Source organism: Mesorhizobium sp. ORS 3428, from assembly GCF_001854785.1.
Taxonomy (GTDB): Bacteria; Pseudomonadota; Alphaproteobacteria; order Rhizobiales; family Rhizobiaceae; genus Mesorhizobium.
The window spans coordinates 132,228-147,858 of the sequence record NZ_MDFL01000002.1 but is presented as its reverse complement, the minus strand read 5'-3'; the positions used below and the strand labels follow the sequence as shown (position 1 = coordinate 147,858).

General features: G+C 64.1%; 14 protein-coding genes and 2 tRNA genes. 14 read left to right on the top strand and 2 right to left on the bottom strand.

Features of this window, described 5'->3' with window-relative positions; genetic code table 11:
- Nucleotides 1-132 precede the first annotated feature (132 nt).
- From ORS3428_RS02230 to ORS3428_RS02185, 9 genes are all read left to right on the top strand, one after another.
- Nucleotides 133-681 carry a histidine phosphatase family protein gene (locus ORS3428_RS02230; protein WP_071094177.1) on the top strand — a complete coding sequence of 183 codons (549 nt, stop codon included), beginning with the start codon at nucleotides 133-135 and terminating at the stop codon, nucleotides 679-681.
- A gap of 215 nt (nucleotides 682-896) precedes the next feature.
- A tRNA-OTHER gene (locus ORS3428_RS02225) sits at nucleotides 897-970 on the top strand.
- Between the two features lies 1 nt (nucleotide 971).
- A tRNA-Ile gene (locus tag ORS3428_RS02220) sits at nucleotides 972-1,037 on the top strand.
- Nucleotides 1,038-1,390: 353 nt separating this feature from the next.
- Nucleotides 1,391-2,536 carry a slipin family protein gene (locus ORS3428_RS02210; protein ID WP_071094175.1) on the top strand — a complete coding sequence of 382 codons (1,146 nt, stop codon included), beginning with the start codon at nucleotides 1,391-1,393 and terminating at the stop codon, nucleotides 2,534-2,536.
- Between the two features lie 233 nt (nucleotides 2,537-2,769).
- A complete protein-coding gene (locus ORS3428_RS02205) occupies nucleotides 2,770-3,051 on the top strand; it encodes an acyl carrier protein (RefSeq protein WP_027167184.1) in 282 nt (93 codons plus the stop codon).
- A gap of 115 nt (nucleotides 3,052-3,166) precedes the next feature.
- Nucleotides 3,167-4,357 carry a beta-ketoacyl-ACP synthase gene (locus ORS3428_RS02200; RefSeq protein WP_071094174.1) on the top strand — a complete coding sequence of 397 codons (1,191 nt, stop codon included), beginning with the start codon at nucleotides 3,167-3,169 and terminating at the stop codon, nucleotides 4,355-4,357.
- A 77-nt stretch (nucleotides 4,358-4,434) separates the two neighbouring features.
- Entirely contained in the window at nucleotides 4,435-5,706 is a 1,272-nt protein-coding gene (locus tag ORS3428_RS02195) for a beta-ketoacyl-ACP synthase (protein ID WP_071094173.1), read from the top strand.
- Nucleotides 5,707-5,744: 38 nt separating this feature from the next.
- The gene (locus ORS3428_RS02190) at nucleotides 5,745-6,773 is read left to right on the top strand and encodes a zinc-binding dehydrogenase (RefSeq protein WP_071094172.1); all 1,029 of its coding nucleotides are present in this window, start codon (nucleotides 5,745-5,747) and stop codon (nucleotides 6,771-6,773) included.
- 5 nt (nucleotides 6,774-6,778) lie between these two features.
- Nucleotides 6,779-7,747 (top strand): lipid A biosynthesis lauroyl acyltransferase, encoded by a 969-nt coding sequence (locus ORS3428_RS02185; protein WP_071094171.1) that lies wholly within the window; start codon nucleotides 6,779-6,781, stop codon nucleotides 7,745-7,747.
- Between the two features lie 43 nt (nucleotides 7,748-7,790).
- Here ORS3428_RS02185 and ORS3428_RS02180 read toward each other — a convergent pair whose 3' ends face one another.
- Nucleotides 7,791-8,222 (bottom strand): L,D-transpeptidase, encoded by a 432-nt coding sequence (locus ORS3428_RS02180; RefSeq protein WP_071094170.1) that lies wholly within the window; start codon nucleotides 8,220-8,222, stop codon nucleotides 7,791-7,793.
- A 272-nt stretch (nucleotides 8,223-8,494) separates the two neighbouring features.
- Between ORS3428_RS02180 and ORS3428_RS02175 the strand changes: the two genes are divergently transcribed.
- The 5 genes from ORS3428_RS02175 (at nucleotide 8,495) to ORS3428_RS02155 (ending at nucleotide 15,038) form a co-directional block, all read left to right on the top strand.
- The gene (locus ORS3428_RS02175; protein WP_071094169.1) at nucleotides 8,495-9,772 is read left to right on the top strand and encodes an acetylornithine deacetylase/succinyl-diaminopimelate desuccinylase family protein; all 1,278 of its coding nucleotides are present in this window, start codon (nucleotides 8,495-8,497) and stop codon (nucleotides 9,770-9,772) included.
- A gap of 116 nt (nucleotides 9,773-9,888) precedes the next feature.
- Nucleotides 9,889-11,367, top strand: coding sequence for an ABC transporter substrate-binding protein (locus tag ORS3428_RS02170; protein WP_071094168.1), 1,479 nt, complete (start codon nucleotides 9,889-9,891; stop codon nucleotides 11,365-11,367).
- 238 nt (nucleotides 11,368-11,605) lie between these two features.
- Nucleotides 11,606-12,553, top strand: a complete 948-nt coding sequence (locus tag ORS3428_RS02165; RefSeq protein WP_071094167.1) for an ABC transporter permease — start codon at nucleotides 11,606-11,608, stop codon at nucleotides 12,551-12,553.
- On the top strand, nucleotides 12,550-13,419 hold the full coding sequence (locus ORS3428_RS02160) for an ABC transporter permease (RefSeq protein WP_071094166.1): 870 nt from the start codon (nucleotides 12,550-12,552) through the stop codon (nucleotides 13,417-13,419). Before ORS3428_RS02165 ends, ORS3428_RS02160 begins: the two co-directional genes overlap by 4 nt.
- The gene (locus ORS3428_RS02155) at nucleotides 13,416-15,038 is read left to right on the top strand and encodes an ABC transporter ATP-binding protein (RefSeq protein WP_071094165.1); all 1,623 of its coding nucleotides are present in this window, start codon (nucleotides 13,416-13,418) and stop codon (nucleotides 15,036-15,038) included. The genes ORS3428_RS02160 and ORS3428_RS02155 overlap by 4 nt, the downstream gene beginning before the upstream one ends.
- A 76-nt stretch (nucleotides 15,039-15,114) precedes the next feature.
- On the opposite strand, the gene ORS3428_RS02150 is transcribed toward ORS3428_RS02155, so the two are convergent.
- Complete coding sequence (locus tag ORS3428_RS02150) at nucleotides 15,115-15,546, bottom strand: TerB family tellurite resistance protein (RefSeq protein WP_071094164.1); 432 nt, start codon at nucleotides 15,544-15,546, stop codon at nucleotides 15,115-15,117.
- Nucleotides 15,547-15,631 lie beyond the last annotated feature (85 nt).

Genomic DNA, 15,631 nt, shown 5'->3' with positions numbered 1-15,631 from the left:
ATCGCGGTGCAATCGGCCAGCCGGGCCGCCCTAGCGGCCTTCCATCCGTCCTCTGCTTGTTTTTCAGCCGGCTTTGCGGTCCCTATATGCCGATCATGGCCCCGGTCTCTCGGGCCGCCATAAGGACTCCTCATGCTGCGACTTGCCCTGGCGCTTTTCCTCATTGCCGTTCCAAGTCTGACCCACGCGACCGACGCGGGCTGGGCGCTGCTGCGCGACGGCGGCCATGTCGTCTTGCTTCGCCATGCCTTCGTCACCGGCAATACCGACCCGGCGAATTTCGACATCGATAGCTGCGCCACCCAGCTCAACCTGTCGGAGCGCGGCAAGCAGCAGGCGAGCCGCATCGGCGCACTCTTCGCGGCGCGCGCGGCGCCCATTGGGCGCGTGCTTTCCAGCCGCTACTGCCGTTGCCTCGACACGGCCCGCATCGCCTTCGAGGCCGAGCCGGAGCCGTTCGCACCGCTCGATCTGCTCAAGACCGATCCCGCCGAGAAGGCCGCCCAGATGGCGGCGGTGATGAAGGAGATCCGCGGCTATTCCGGTTCCGACAATCTGGTGCTGGTCACACATCTGGAAAACATCGAGGCGCTCACCGGCATCGCGCCGCGCGAGGGCGAAGCCGTGGTGGTAGCGCCGGAAGGTGACGGCCTCAGGGTGCTCGGCCGCGTTACCTTCTAAGACGCAGCATCCGGGCCAAGTGTTGCCAAAATACAACTTCCGAAAGAAGCCGCGAACCCGCCGCGACAATGCCGCTTGCGACAACCCGTCGCAGGGTCTATAGGCGCGCTCCCGGTCACGAAAACCGAAGCGAGCACAACGGTTGGAGCTTTCGTCTCCGCCCGCGCAGACGGCTTTGCCGCACTGTGTACGGCGCCGTTTCGGGGATTGGGATCGCGGATGTAGCTCAGAGGAAGAGCGCCGGATTTCGATCCGGAGGTCAGGGGTTCGAGTCCCTTCATCAGCACCACGGATAGCTCAGTTGGGTAGAGCATCAGACTCATAATCTGACGGCCGAAGGTTCGAATCCTTCTCCATTTGGCTGATAAGCCACGGCACCCTTTTACGGTGTTATCCAAAACGGTCCGGGGACCGGAATGCGACGACTTCACGGACGGCTGGGCTTCGGCCTCGCCGGACGGCGATGTTTTGCGCCATCGGCTCGCGGCCAGGCCCGCGGTGACGATCAAGGCGCGGCAATGCCGGCAAGCGAGCCTTCGGGCTCCGGCGCCCGCCTTGCCGCCCCGCGATCCGCTCCCGAAGGCCCGCCGCCTGGCGATGCCACCGGTCTCCGGATCATTCGTGCCGGGGATGTGAAACGAGAGAAACGAAAGGACGATCGACGCATGACGTGACCTCGCATGGGGCCATGCCCGACAGGAGCAAGACAATGAAGACCATTCTCGAAAAGGTTCTTGGACGCCAGCGCGTCCTCGTGAAGGAAAATGAGCGTGCTGTTGCCCTCTACAAGGGCGAGATCCAGGCTGTCCTGATGCCGGGCGAACATTGGCTCGCCGCCCGGCGCGGAAACCTGGAAGTCTCCAGGCACGACCTGAAGAACCCGGAATTCGTTTCGGCATACGAGAAGGCGTTGTTCGACAAGCTCCCGGAGGTGGCCGCGCGTCACTTCACGGTCGTTCGGACCGGGCGCACCGACATTGCGGTCATCGAGCGCGACGGCGCCCCCCACGCCGTTCTCATTCCGGACCGCAAGCTCGTGCTGTGGACGGATGCCGGCCCCTGGAAGGTGACGTCCGTCGACACGGCGGCCGATCTGGCTGTCGATCCGGCCTTGATGCGCCGGATCGGCCAGGCCCGGAAGACGGAACACATGTTCCTGCATCCGGTCGTAGATGGCCAGGTCGGGCTGCTGTTCGTGGACGGCGTCTACAGCCGCACGCTCGCCGCGGGCGTGYACGCCTTCTGGAATGTCGGGCGCATGGTCCAGGTGAAGGTCGTCGACCTCAAGCGCCAGTCGCTTGATGTCGCCGGGCAGGAAATGCTGACCAAGGATCGCGTGACGATCCGCGTCAACATCGCCGCCGAATACCGGGTCGTTGATCCGGTGATGGCGGTGAGCACGGTGAAGGACTTCGCAGAAGCCCTCTACCGCGCCCTGCAGTACGCCTTCCGCAAGACGCTTGGCGCGCTCACGCTCGACCAGATCCTCGACAGGAAGGTGACGGTCGACGAGGAGGCGGCGGCCAAGATGCGTGCGGACATGGCCGCTATCGGCCTCGAGGTCAGCGATATCGCGCTGAAGGATGTCATCCTGCCGGGCGATATGCGCGAGATCCTCAACCAGGTGGTTTCGGCCGAAAAGCAGGCCGAGGCCAACGTCATCCGCCGCCGCGAGGAGACGAACGCCACGCGTTCGCTGCTCAACACGGCCAGGGTGATGGCCGAGAACCCGGTGATGCTGCGGCTGAAGGAACTCGAGGCTCTCGAGGCCATTGCCGGCAAGGTCGAGCGCCTGACCGTTCACAACGGGACGGGCGGGCTGCTGAACGACTTGGTCAAGCTCCGCGAGAGCTGATGCATGTCGCCCAAAAGTGGTTCCGGTTTTGGGATAACGACATCCATCGAAACAAGACTGACGCCGTGTCAAATGGGAGGGGCCGCCGGTTGACCGGCGGCCCTTCTTGCGTTTCGAAAGCCGCCATCCCATCTGCGCCGGGCGCATTCGGCCTTTTCCTGCCCGGAAAAACCGATTAGACAGCGCCCAAACAAGATGCGGACAGATTCCGCCCGCAACCGAAGGAAAAGCCCTTGTCCACGACGTTCGAGAAAGTCGCCAAGATCATTGCAGACACCAGCGAGATCGATATCGACACCATCACGCCTGAAAGCCACACCATCGACGATCTCGGTATCGACAGCCTCGATTTCCTCGACATCGTCTTTGCCATCGACAAGGAATTCGGCATCAAGGTGCCGCTCGAGAAGTGGACGCAGGAGGTCAACGACGGCAAGGCCTCGACCGACGACTACTTCGTCATGAAGAACCTCTGCGCCAAGATCGACGCGCTGGTCGCGGCCAAGGCCGCCTGATGTCGGCTGAACGCGCGAGCTTGACGCGCTCGGCGCAYGATCCCGAAAATCGGCATCGATTTTCGGACAGGACCATGCGCAAGATTAACAAGCAGCCTGACCCGCAAAGCCGTCCATGAGCAGCCCGCACGACGTCGTCATCACCGGCATCGGCCTTGTCTCCTCGCTGGGAGAAGGGCCGGACGCGCACTGGCAGAAGCTGAGCCGGCCGGGCGCTGAGCCGGTGCTCGATGCGATGCGCTTCGCGCCCTACACCATTYACCCCCTGCCCGAGATCGACTGGAACCTGCAGATCGCCAAGCGCGGCGACCAGCGCCAGATGGAAACCTGGCAGCGGCTCGGCACCTATGCCGCGGGCCTGGCGCTGGATGACGCGGGCATAAAGGGCAATGACGAGCTCTGCACGACCATGGACATGGTGGTGGCGGCCGGCGGCGGCGAACGCGACGAGGCCGTCGATGCCGCGATCCTCGCCGCTTCCGAAAGCCGCAACGACCGCGACGTGCTGCTCAACGAGAAGCTGACCACGGAATTGCGGCCGACGCTGTTCCTCGCCCAGCTCTCCAATCTGCTCGCYGGCAACATCTCGATCGTCCACAAGGTGACCGGCTCATCCCGCACCTTCATGGGCGAGGAAGGCGCCGGTGTTTCCGCCGTCGAGACGGCAGCCGCCCGCATCCGCTCGGGACAGTCGACCCACGTCCTGGTCGGCGGCGCCTTCCAGACAGAACATTCAGACATGCTGCTCGGCTATGAACTGGCCGGCTATCTGCATCGCGGCCCCTGGAGGCCGGTCTGGCAGCGGCAGGGCGCCGAAGGCGGCGGCGTGGTAACGGGCTCCGGCGGCGCTTTCCTGGTATTGGAGCAGCGCGAGCACGCCAAAAGCCGAGGGCGCAAGATCTACGCCGAGCTCGGACCGGTCGTTTCCGGCCGCGCGCGGCGCCGGCGCGGCGAGTTGAATGCCGAGATCACGACGCTGCTGAAGCAGGCAGGATTGCCGAATGGCGAGTTGCTGACCATTTCCGCTGCCTCAGGCGCGCACGCCGCCACGGCGGCCGAGAAGGAAGTGCTCGACGCCAATCCGGCGCTTGCCGTGCGCGCCTTCTCCACCTTCACCGGACACATGAAGGAAGCGCAGTTCCCCTTCGCCGTGGCGCTTGCCGCACTCGCCGTCGACCGCAAGGCCGGCTATCCGGCCTTCGATGCAACAGTGGAGCGGCAGTTCGAGGGCACTCCCACAACCGTCCTTGCAACAGCCATCGGCTATCACCAATTCGAGGGTCTTGGGCTGATCAAGGCCGCTTAGATTTRTTTTACGCAATTCCGGAACGGAAACCGTAACGCGCTTTTCCTGGAATTGCTCTGGACCGAGGCAGACAAAGCATGGCCAATTTCCGCGACCATATGGGCAGGCCGATCGTCGCCGTGACCGGCATCGGCGTGGTGACCTCCCTCGGCGTCGGCAAGAATGACAATTGGGCGGCGCTGACATCGGGCAAGTCCGGTATCCATCCGATCACCCGCTTTCCAGTCGATCACCTCAACACCCGCATCTCCGGCATGGTCGACTTCCTGCCGTCGAGCTCCAAGGGTGCGAGCCCCCTCACCTATGAGCTGGCCGAAACGGCCGCCCAGGAGGCGGTGTCGGAAGCAGGGCTCGACTCCGGCGATTTCGGCGGACCGCTGTTTCTTGCCTCTCCCCCGGTCGAGCTTGACTGGACCGACCGCTTCTCGCTCTACAATTCCGACAAGAAGGAAAGCGGTTCCGAAAGGCTGCTGCGGGTTGCGCGCGGGCTGAAGGAGCTCGATGTTTTCGAGACGACGCAATTCGGCTCGATCGCCGACCGCCTGGCCGACCGCTTCGGCACCCGTGGCCTGCCGATCACCTTATCCACCGCCTGCGCTTCCGGCGCCACCGCCATCCAGCTCGGCGTCGAGGCGATCCGCCGCGGCGAGTGCGACAAGGCGCTGTCGATCGGCGCCGATGGTTCCGCCACCGCGGAGGCGTTGATCCGCTTCTCGCTCCTTTCGGCGCTCTCTACCCACAACGACATTCCCGAAAAGGCCTCAAAACCCTTCTCCAAGGATCGCGACGGCTTCGTGCTGGCCGAAGGTTCCGGCGCCCTGGTGCTGGAATCGCTTGAAGCGGCTCTTGCCCGCGGCGCGACGATCCTCGGCATCATGCGCGGCTGCGGCGAGCRCGCCGACGACTTCCATCGTACCCGCTCCAAGCCGGACGGATCGCCGGCGATCGCGGCGGTACGCGCCGCCCTTGCCGATGCCGGCTTGAGCGAGGACGAGATCGACTACGTCAATGCGCACGGCACCTCGACGCCGGAAAACGACAAGATGGAGCATCTGTCGCTGTCGACCGTGTTCGGCGAGCGGATCGGCTCGCTGCCGATCTCGTCGAACAAGTCGATGATCGGCCACACGCTGTCGGCCGCCGGCGCGGTCGAGGCCGCGTTCTCGCTGATGACCATGCGCGAAAGCGTTATCCCGCCGACCATCAACTACGACAATCCCGATCCTGCGATCGTGCTCGACGTCGTGCCAAACACGAAGCGCAACGCCCAAGTTGGCACGGTTCTGTCGAATTCCTTCGGCTTCGGCGGCCAGAACACCTGCCTTGTCATGGCGCGGGAACCGGTCTAAGCGGTCGTTTTTCCGCTTCCACAGTACCGACAGGCCCCATGCGCGCATTGCAACTTATCGAGGACCGCCGCCTTGAAACGGTGGACCTGCCGCCTCCCCCGCCGCCTTCGCTGGGCGAAGTGACGCTCCGCATCAAGGCGGTTGCGCTCAACCATATCGACGTCTGGGGTTGGCGCGGCATGGCCTTCGCCAAGCGCAAGCTGCCCCTGGTCGTCGGCGCCGAAGCTTCGGGCGAGGTCGAGGCGGTCGGGGCCGGCGTTTCCAATCTCCTGCCGGGGCAATTGGTGTCGATCTATGGCGCGCGCACCTGCGGGCTTTGCCGCGCCTGCCGCGATGGCCGCGACAATCTCTGCGAGCACGTGTCCGGCGTGCATGGCTTCCACCTCGACGGCTTTGCGCAGGAAAGGATCAACCTGCCCGCCCGCCTCCTGGTGCCTGCCCCTCCCGGCGTGTCGGAGATCGGCGCCGCCGTCGCGCCCGTCACCTTCGGCACGGTCGAGCACATGCTGTTCGACAATGCGAGGCTCGAGCCCGGCGAGACCATCCTTGTCCATGCCGGCGGGTCCGGCATCGGCACCGCCRCCATCCAGCTTGCAAAGCGCATGGGATGCACGGTCATCACCACGGTCGGCTCGAACGACAAGGTCGACAAGGCGAAGGCGCTCGGTGCCGACCATGTCATCAACTACCGCGAGGAACGTTTCGAAGGCGTGGTACGCAAGCTGACCAGGAAGAAAGGCGTCGACGYCGTCTTCGAGCATGTCGGTGCCGACACCTTTGCCGRCTCGATGCTTTCGCTCAAGCGCGGCGGCCGCCTCGTCACCTGCGGCTCGACATCGGGCGTGTCGACACAGGTCAATTTGATGCAGCTCTTCCAGCAGCAATTGAAGCTGCTCGGCTCCTTCGGCTGCCGTATGGAAAACATGGCCAACGCCATGCAGAAGATGGCGGCCGGCCTCGTCGCCCCCGTGATCGACACCGAAGTCGGCTTCGAGGATATCGACGCCGCGCTTAAGCGCATGGAAGGCCGCGACGTCTTCGGCAAGATCATCCTGCGCGTTTCCTGAGCCACATGGTCGGCAAGCTGTTCAAGAAAGCCCGCCGGGACTTCATGTTCCGCTACGGCCGGCGGCTTCGCCAGATGGAACACTGGCTGGTGGCGCGCCTCGCCATGGCGATGATCTGGCTGTTGCGCCTTCTGCCGCCCGACCATGCGCTCAACTTCGCCGACCGCGTCACCCGCCGCATCGGCCCGCTGGTCGGACGGCATCGGGTGGCGGTCAACAATCTGCGCCTCGCCTATCCGGGAAAAAGCGATGCCGAGATCCAAGCCATCGCGTCGGATATGTGGGGGAACATGGCTCGCCTTGCGGCAGAGTACATCTTCCTCGATGCCCTCTTCGATTTCGACCCGAACGCAACCAAGCCGGGCCGGGTCGAGGTCCGCGGTATCGAGCATTTCGTCGAAATCGCCGGCGAGAAGAAGCCGCACATCCTGTTTACCGGGCACCTCGGAAATTTCGAGCTGCTGCCGGTGGCCGCGGCCACCTTCGGCATGAACATCACGGCGCTGTTTCGCCCGCCCAACAACCCGTACCTTGCCGACTACATCCACTCGACACGCCGTTCGACGATGGGAGGCTTGCTGCCCTCTTCCACCGGCGCATCATTTGCCCTCGCCGCCATCCTGGAAAAGGGCGGCAACATCGGCGTTCTGGTCGACCAGAAATTCACCGACGGTGTTGAGACGACCTTCTTCGGTCGCCCCTGTCAAAGCAATCCGGTGCTCGGTATGCTTGCCCGCCACTATGACTGCGACGTTTACCCGGCCCGCTGCATCAGGCTGCCGGGAAACCGCTTCCGCCTGGAGATCGAAGACAAGCTCAACCTGCCGCGCACCGAAAGCGGCAGCGTCGACGTTCACGCCACCACTCAGCTTCTCGCAGACGTCGTCGAGCGCTGGGTGCGCGAGGATCCTGGACAGTGGATGTGGTTCCACAAGCGCTGGGAGATGAGCGGCCGCAGCCGCAAGCGCAGGTAAGGAAGGCAGCCGGCCAGTAACCGGCCGGCTCCCGGTCGCGAAATCAGTTGGCGACGACGATCCGCGTGTTGCCGAAGCCCGCTTCGCGCACCATCGCGTAGAAGGTCGCGGCGTTGGCTGTATGGAGGCGCACGCAGCCATGCGAGGCGGGGCGCCCGAGATATCTCACCGCGCCGGTGCCGTGGATGGCGTAGCCGCCATGGAAGAACACCGAGTAAGGCATCGGCGAATTGTCGTATTTGCGCGAGTACCACATCCGCGCCGTCCATTGCGGCCGGTAGCTGCCGCGCGGTGTGAAGTAGCCCTTGCGTGCCGTCGACACGCTCCAGCGGTAAAGCACCTGGCCGTATTTGCTGACAGTCATCGTCTGCGTCGACACATCGATATTGGCCACCAAAGTGGTCGCCCGACTGGCGATTGACGTGCCGAGCAACGTGGCTGCCAGCATGGCTGCCGTGAGAACGGACTTTTTCATGCGATCAAACCCCTTCAATTGCCCCCAGCTATCACGCTGTTTTTCTTCCATCATTTTGCCGGCAGGTGAGTTAAGTACCACACACTCATTGACGAAACCGCCAATCCGATGCGGCGAATTTGAACGATTTTCCCGCCATAGTTGCCGRCACGACACTCACCCTCGGCGGTTTAATGTGTCGAGCCTGCAGATCATTTTTGGCCCCGACTATTGTTTGACGGCGAAAAAGAGGCAGCTTGCAAAAGCAGCGCGTTGCTTCTTCAATCCATCGGATGAATGAACGACTCCTTCGGGCCGTCGATGACCGGGTCGACGACCTGGTCGCGCTGACCGCCGACCTGATCCGCTTTCCGACCGTCAATCCGCCCGGCGAGGCCTACCGGCCATGTGCCGAGTATCTTGGCGCGCGCCTCAAGAAGCTCGGCTTCGAGACCGAGTTCATCCGCGCGGAAGGGACGCCCGGCGACACCGACCGCTACCCGCGCGTCAATGTCGTGGCCCGCTTCGACGGCCGCTCGCCCGGCGCCTGCGTCCACTTCAACTCGCATATCGATGTCGTCGAGGCCGGCGAAGGCTGGACCGTCGATCCCTTCGCCGGCCTGGTGAAGGACGGCAGGGTCTATGGCCGCGGCGCCTGCGACATGAAAGGCGGGCTCGCCGCCTCGGTCATCGCGGCCGAGGCCTTCATGGAGGTCTATCCCGACTTTCCCGGCGCCATCGAGATTTCGGGCACGGTCGACGAGGAGTCCGGCGGTTTCGGCGGCGTCGCCCATCTAGCAAAGCTGGGTTACTTCTCGAAACCGAAGGTCGACCACGTCATCATTCCGGAGCCGCTGAACAAGGACCGCATCTGCCTAGGCCATCGCGGCGTCTGGTGGGCCGAGATCGAGACCAAGGGCGAGATAGCGCATGGCTCGATGCCCTTCCTCGGCGACAACGCCGTGCGCCATATGGGCGCCGTGCTGCAGGCCTTCGAGGACGAGTTGTTCCCGGCGCTCGACCGCAAGGTGACGCGCATGCCGGTGGTGCCCGAGGGCGCGAGGCGTTCGACCATGAACATCAATTCCATCCATGGCGGCCAGACGGAGGATTTCCGGCCGGGACTGCCCTCGCCCAATGTTCCTGATTGGTGTCGGCTGACCATCGACCGCCGCTTCCTGCTCGAGGAAGACATTGCGACGGTCAAGGGCGAGGTCGTCGRCATCCTCGAACGGCTGAAGCGCGAGCGGAAGAAGTTCGACTACGAGATCCGCGACCTGATGGAGGTGCTGCCGCTGATGACCGAGCGCGACGCGCCGGCGGTGCAAGCCGTTGCGAAGGGGATCATGGAAATCTTCGACCGCGAGCCGGAATATGTGATCTCGCCCGGCACCTACGACCAGAAGCATGTCGCCCGCATCGGCCAGATCTACGATTGCATCGCCTACGGCCCGGGCATTCTCGACCTCGCGCATCGGCCGGATGAATGGGTGGGCATCGCCGACATGGTGGAATCGGCCAAGGTGATGGCGATCGGTCTCAACGTGCTGCTGCGCGGTGCGACAGGTTGATCGGGAAAAACATTTCTTCCCGTCCCGACCGGCAGCACGAAACGCAATTTACTCGCGCGCCAAATCACGCTTCTATCCGCCGGCTTGAGCATATTTGAGCAGATGGGAGTTCAGCGATGAAATTGTGGAAGACCATTTTCGCTGCGGCCGTGCTGACATTCGCCGCTGCCACGTCGGCATTTGCCGCGCGCACGGACCTCGTCATCGGCATTCCGCTCGAACCCCCGCATCTCGACCCGACCGCGGGCGCCGCCGCCGCGATAGACGAAGTGCTCTATGCGAATGYGTTCGAAGGCCTTACCCGCATCGGCCCGAGCGGCGAGGTGCTGCCCGATCTCGCAGAAAGCTGGACCATCTCGGACGACGGCAAGGTCTACACCTTCAAGCTGCACACCGGGGTGAAATTTCACGATGGCAGCGATTTCAGCGCCGACGATGTGAAATTCTCTCTCGACCGCGCCCGTGCCGACAATTCGGTCAACGCCCAGAAGGGCCTGTTCGCGCAGATCGACAAGGTCGACGTCGTCGATCCTGCCACCGTCAAGGTGACGCTGAAGAACCCGCAGGGTTCCTTCCTCTACAACATGGGCTGGGGCGACGCGGTGATCGTGTCGCCGAAATCTGCCGACACCAATAAGGAAAAGCCGATCGGCACCGGCCCGTTCAAGTTCCGGAGCTGGGCCAAGGGGTCGTCGATCACGCTTGTGAAGTCGGACAATTACTGGGGCGCCCCGGTCGCGCTGGACAAGGTCGAATTCCGTATCGTGCCGGATGCCGCCGCCGCGGTGCCGGCGCTGCTTTCCGGCGATATCCAGGCCTTCCCCTTCTTTGATCCCGATAGCGTCTCCCAGGTCAAGGACGACCCGCGCTTCAAGGTTGTGATCGGCTCGACGGAAGGCGAGACGATCCTCTCGATCAACAACAAGAAGCCGCCTTTCGACAAGCTGCAGGTGCGCCAGGCGATCTCCTATGCGCTCGACCGCAAGGCGATCATCGACGGCGCTTCTGCCGGGCTCGGCCTGCCGATCGGCTCGCATATGTCGCCGGCCAACAAATACTATGTCGACCTCACCGGCCGCTATCCRCACGACGTCGCCAAGGCCAAGGATTTGCTGAAGGAAGCCGGCCTCGAGAGCGGCTTCAAGGCGACGCTGAAGCTGCCGCCGCCTTCCTACGCACGGCTCGGCGGCGAGATCATCGCATCCGAACTGCGCGATGTCGGCATCGATCTGGAGATCATCCCGGTCGAGTGGGCGCAATGGCTGGACCAGGTCTTCACCAAGAAGGACTACGACCTCACCATCGTTTCCCACACCGAGCCGAACGACATCGATATCTATTCACGCAAGGACTACTACTTCAACTACGACAACCCGGCCTTCGACAAGGTCATCGCCGACCTGAACCTGACGTCGGATGAAGCGAAGCGCAAAGAGCTGTTCGGGCAGGCCCAAAAAATCCTGGCCGACGATGCCGTCGTCGGCTTCCTCTACGAACTGCCGAAGGTCGGTGTCTGGGACGCCAAGTTGCAGGGCTTGTGGGAGAACGCGCCGATCCAGGCCAATGATCTCACCAAGGTGAAGTGGACGGATTGACGATCGGCCAAAGGCGAACGTTGCTCTCCGTCACACCCCCCTCTGGCCTACCGGCCATCTCCCCCACAAGGGAGGAGATTAGCGACAACCATGCAGCGTTGGCGATTGGCGAAAGCGTAGATAAGAGATCAATCTCCCCCCTTGCGGGGGAGATGTCTGGCAGGACAGAGGGGGGTTGGCGGGAACTCGACCTTCATCCAGCTTTTGGCCGGACCGGACTTGCGGTCATTCACCYCCCATGACCGCCTACCTCGCAAAACGCGTCATCATCGCGGCCGTCACGCTGGTACTGGCCTCGATGGTGGTGTTTGCGGTGATGGAGATCCTGCCCGGCGACCCGGCGCGCCTGATGCTGGGTTTCAACGCCAGCGCCGAACAGGTCGAGCAACTGCGCAACCAGATGGGGCTCAATGCGCCGCTTGTCCTGCGCTATCTGCATTGGGCGGGCGGGCTGCTCAGCCTCGATTTCGGCCGCTCCTACACCTACTCGGTTCCCGTCATCGATCTCGTGCGCGAACGCGTCGTCGTTTCCTTGCCTCTGGCGCTGATCGCGCTGGCATTGTCGACCGTCATCGCCATTCCCGTCGGCCTTTTCTCCGCCAGCCGGCAAGGTCGGGCCGGCGACACGCTCGCCATGGGCGCCGCCCAACTCGGCGTCGCCGTGCCTAACTTCTGGTTCGCGCTGATGCTGATCTATCTCTTCGCGGTGTGGCTGCGGCTGGTACCGGCCGGCGGTTTTCCCGGCTGGGGCGCCGGCATCTGGCCTGCGGTGAAGTCGCTGCTCCTGCCGGCCGTCGCGCTGGCGCTGCCGCAAGCGGCAATTCTGGCGCGCGTCGCCCGCTCGGCGCTGATCGATGTGCTCAACGAAGACTATATCCGCACCGCTCGCGCCAAGGGCCTGCCCTACCGTGCGGTGCTGTGGCGCCATGCGCTGCGCAACGCCATGATCCCGGTGCTCACCATCCTCGGCCTGCAATTCGCCTTCCTGCTTGCCGGCACCATCATCATCGAGAACGTCTTCTATCTGCCCGGTCTTGGGAGGCTGGTCTTCCAGGCGATCAACCAGCGCGACCTGATCGTCGTCGAGAGCGTCGTCATGCTGCTGGTCGCGGCCGTGATCGCCGTCAATCTGCTCGTCGATTTCTCCTATGCCGTCGTCGATCCAAGGCTAAGGGGACGKCCATGACGATGCGCGTCGACCTGCCCGAAGAAACCTTTGCGGGGGTTCTGGTGAAGGCCTTCGGCAACCGCTCGTTCCTGATCGGCTTCACCATCACGCTGCTGGTGGCCGCCGTCGCCCTGCTCTCCTTCGTCTGGACGCCCTATGACGTCACCAAGCTGGTCATTGCCGACAAGACGCATGCGCCCTCGAGCGCGCACTGGTTCGGCACCGATCATTTCGGCCGCGATATCCTGTCTATGATCATGGTCGGCGCTCGCAACTCGATCGCCGTGGCGCTCGTGGCGGTCGGCATCGGCATGGGCGTCGGCGTGCCGCTCGGCACCTTTGCCGCGGCGCGCGGCGGCGTTGCCGACGAGGTCCTGATGCGCGTCAACGATCTCGTCTTTGCCTTTCCGGCGCTACTTTCGGCGATCATGATCACCGCGATCTTCGGTCCCGGCGCCGTCAACGCCATCATCGCCATCGGCATCTTCAACATACCGGTGTTCGCGCGCGTCGCGCGCGCCGGGGCGCTGGCGATCTGGCCGCGCGAATTCATCTTGGCCGCCCGCGCCGCCGGTAAGGGCATGACGGAGATCACCGTCGAGCACATCCTGCCCAATATCGCGACGCTGCTGCTCGTCCAGGGCACGATCCAGTTTGCGCTGGGCATCCTCGCCGAAGCCGGGCTCTCTTATGTCGGCCTCGGCGCGCAGCCGCCGATGCCGAGTTGGGGCCGCATGCTGTTCGATGCGCAAACGCGCATGGTGACGGCGCCCTGGATGGCGATTTTTCCGGGAATGGCCATCGTCATCACAGTGCTCGGGCTCAACCTGCTCGGCGACGGCATCGCCGATATCCTCGATCCGAAATCGCGGCGGCAGCGATGAGTCTGCTCGAGATCGAAAACCTGTCGCTGGTCATCGGCGAGACGCCGATCCTGAAGGAAGTCGAACTCGCCATCGCGCCGGGCGAGGTGGTTGGCCTGGTCGGCGAATCCGGCTCCGGCAAATCGATGACGGCGCTGACCGTCATGCGGCTGTTGCCGCATCTGGCGCGCGCCGGCGGACGCGTCACCTTCAACGGCATCGATATCCTTGCCGCGAGCGAGGACCAGATGTGCGCGCTGCGCGGCGACGATATCGGCATGGTCTTCCAGGAGCCGATGACGGCACTCAATCCGGTGAAGACGATCGGCGAGCAGGTGGCCGAAGGCATTCGCTGGCACACCAAGGCGGGCCGCGCCGAAGCGGAGGAACGCGCGCGAAAAATGCTCGACCGCGTCGGCCTGCCGGAGACAAAATTCCCGCTGTCGCGCTACCCGCATGAACTCTCCGGCGGCCAGCGCCAGCGCGTCGTCATCGCCATCGCCTGTGCGCTCAAGCCGAAACTCTTGATCGCCGACGAGCCGACCACGGCGCTCGATGTCGTACTGCAGGCGCAGATCCTCGACCTGCTGCGCGACTTGGTCAGCGAAAACCGCATGGGCCTTTTGCTCATCTCCCATGACCTCGCGGTGGTAACCGAAATGTCTGACCGCCTCACCATCCTGCGCCGTGGCGAAGTGATGGAAGCCGGCGACACCGCGCGCACGCTGTCGGCGCAACGCCACCCCTACACGCGCGAGCTGGCGCTGGCTTCGATGCATGTGCCGGCGCGCCCGAGAACCCATCTTGCCGGCTCCGCCAAGCCGCTGCTCGAGGTCGAAGGCGTGAGCCGCGCCTATCCGGGGCGGCGCGCATCGCTGTTCCGGCCAGCGCAACCGGTCCGCGCCGTCGACGACGTCTCGCTCACCATAGAGCCTGCCCAGTCGGTGGCGCTCGTCGGGCGCTCAGGCTGCGGCAAGTCCACGCTTGCCCGCATGATTYTGGCGCTGGACAAGCCGACGGCTGGCACGATCCGCTTTCGCGGCAAGGCCATCAACGGCAGGACAGAAGCCGAGTTGAAGCCCGCACGGCGCGACATGCAGGTGGTGTTCCAGGATCCTTACGGCTCCTTCGATCCGCGCCAGAAGGTCGAGAGGCTGGTGGCCGAGCCGCTGCATCTTCTGGAGAAACAGCCGGCCAAGGCCGAGCGCCGCGAAATGGTCGCGCATGCGCTGCACGAGGTTGGGCTCAGCCCGCGCGACATCGATAAGTACCCGCACGAATTCTCCGGCGGGCAGCGCCAGCGCCTGTCGATCGCCCGCGCCATCATCACCCGTCCGAAACTGGTCGTCGCCGACGAGCCGGTCTCGGCGCTGGACGTCTCGATCCGCGCCCAGATCCTCGATCTCTTCGCCGAGCTCAACCAGAAGCTCKGCATCGCCTATCTCTTCATCACCCACGACCTGACGGTGGCCCGAGCCATGTCGGACGAGGTGCTGGTCATGCATGAGGGCAGGATCGTCGAGCGCGGCCGGACCAGCGACGTGCTCGACCATCCGCGCTCGGAGGCAGCGCAGGCGCTGGTCGCGTCGGCGCCCGATCTTCACCGCGCGATTGCGCGGCGCATCCAGGAACAGGGGTGAGCAGCCGGTTCGCGCAGCGCCGACAGCCAACGCCGGGACGTTGCGAAGCAGCGGAGACCCGGCCGGGCAACCGTCCTCAGTTCTGTGGCTTCACCAAATCGACCGGGCTGATGTCGAGCAGGTCGAGCGTGCGGCGCAGAAGCTTAACCTCGCTCTCTGCCAGCCTGGAATCCGCCTTGGCGATCTCCGCCATATGGCGGGCAAGCAGCTTGCGCCGCTCGACATCGAGATCGCGGAACAGCGCGATCGCCTGCGACCCGTTGGTCTCGTAGCCGTAGTCGTTGAGATATTTGATGACGCTGTCGATCGAGGTTTCGGGGATGCCGAAGGCTTCCTTGCAGATGCGCCGGAAGGCGACCATCTCGCTCTCCGAGACCGAGCCGTCGGCCAGGATCATGCGGAAAAGCATCAGAAGCTCCGCCGACAGGACCGGATCGTCCGCCACCTTGCGCACGCCGGGGTCGCCGTCGAAGATCGAACGTATCTGATCGAGCAGCGCCATCGCCATCAGCCTCCCCTTCGCGATTCCGGTTTGATTGTTAGCGTGGAATCGGGCTTGCGCAAACTGGGTCGGCGTGATGGAAGCTGCGGCT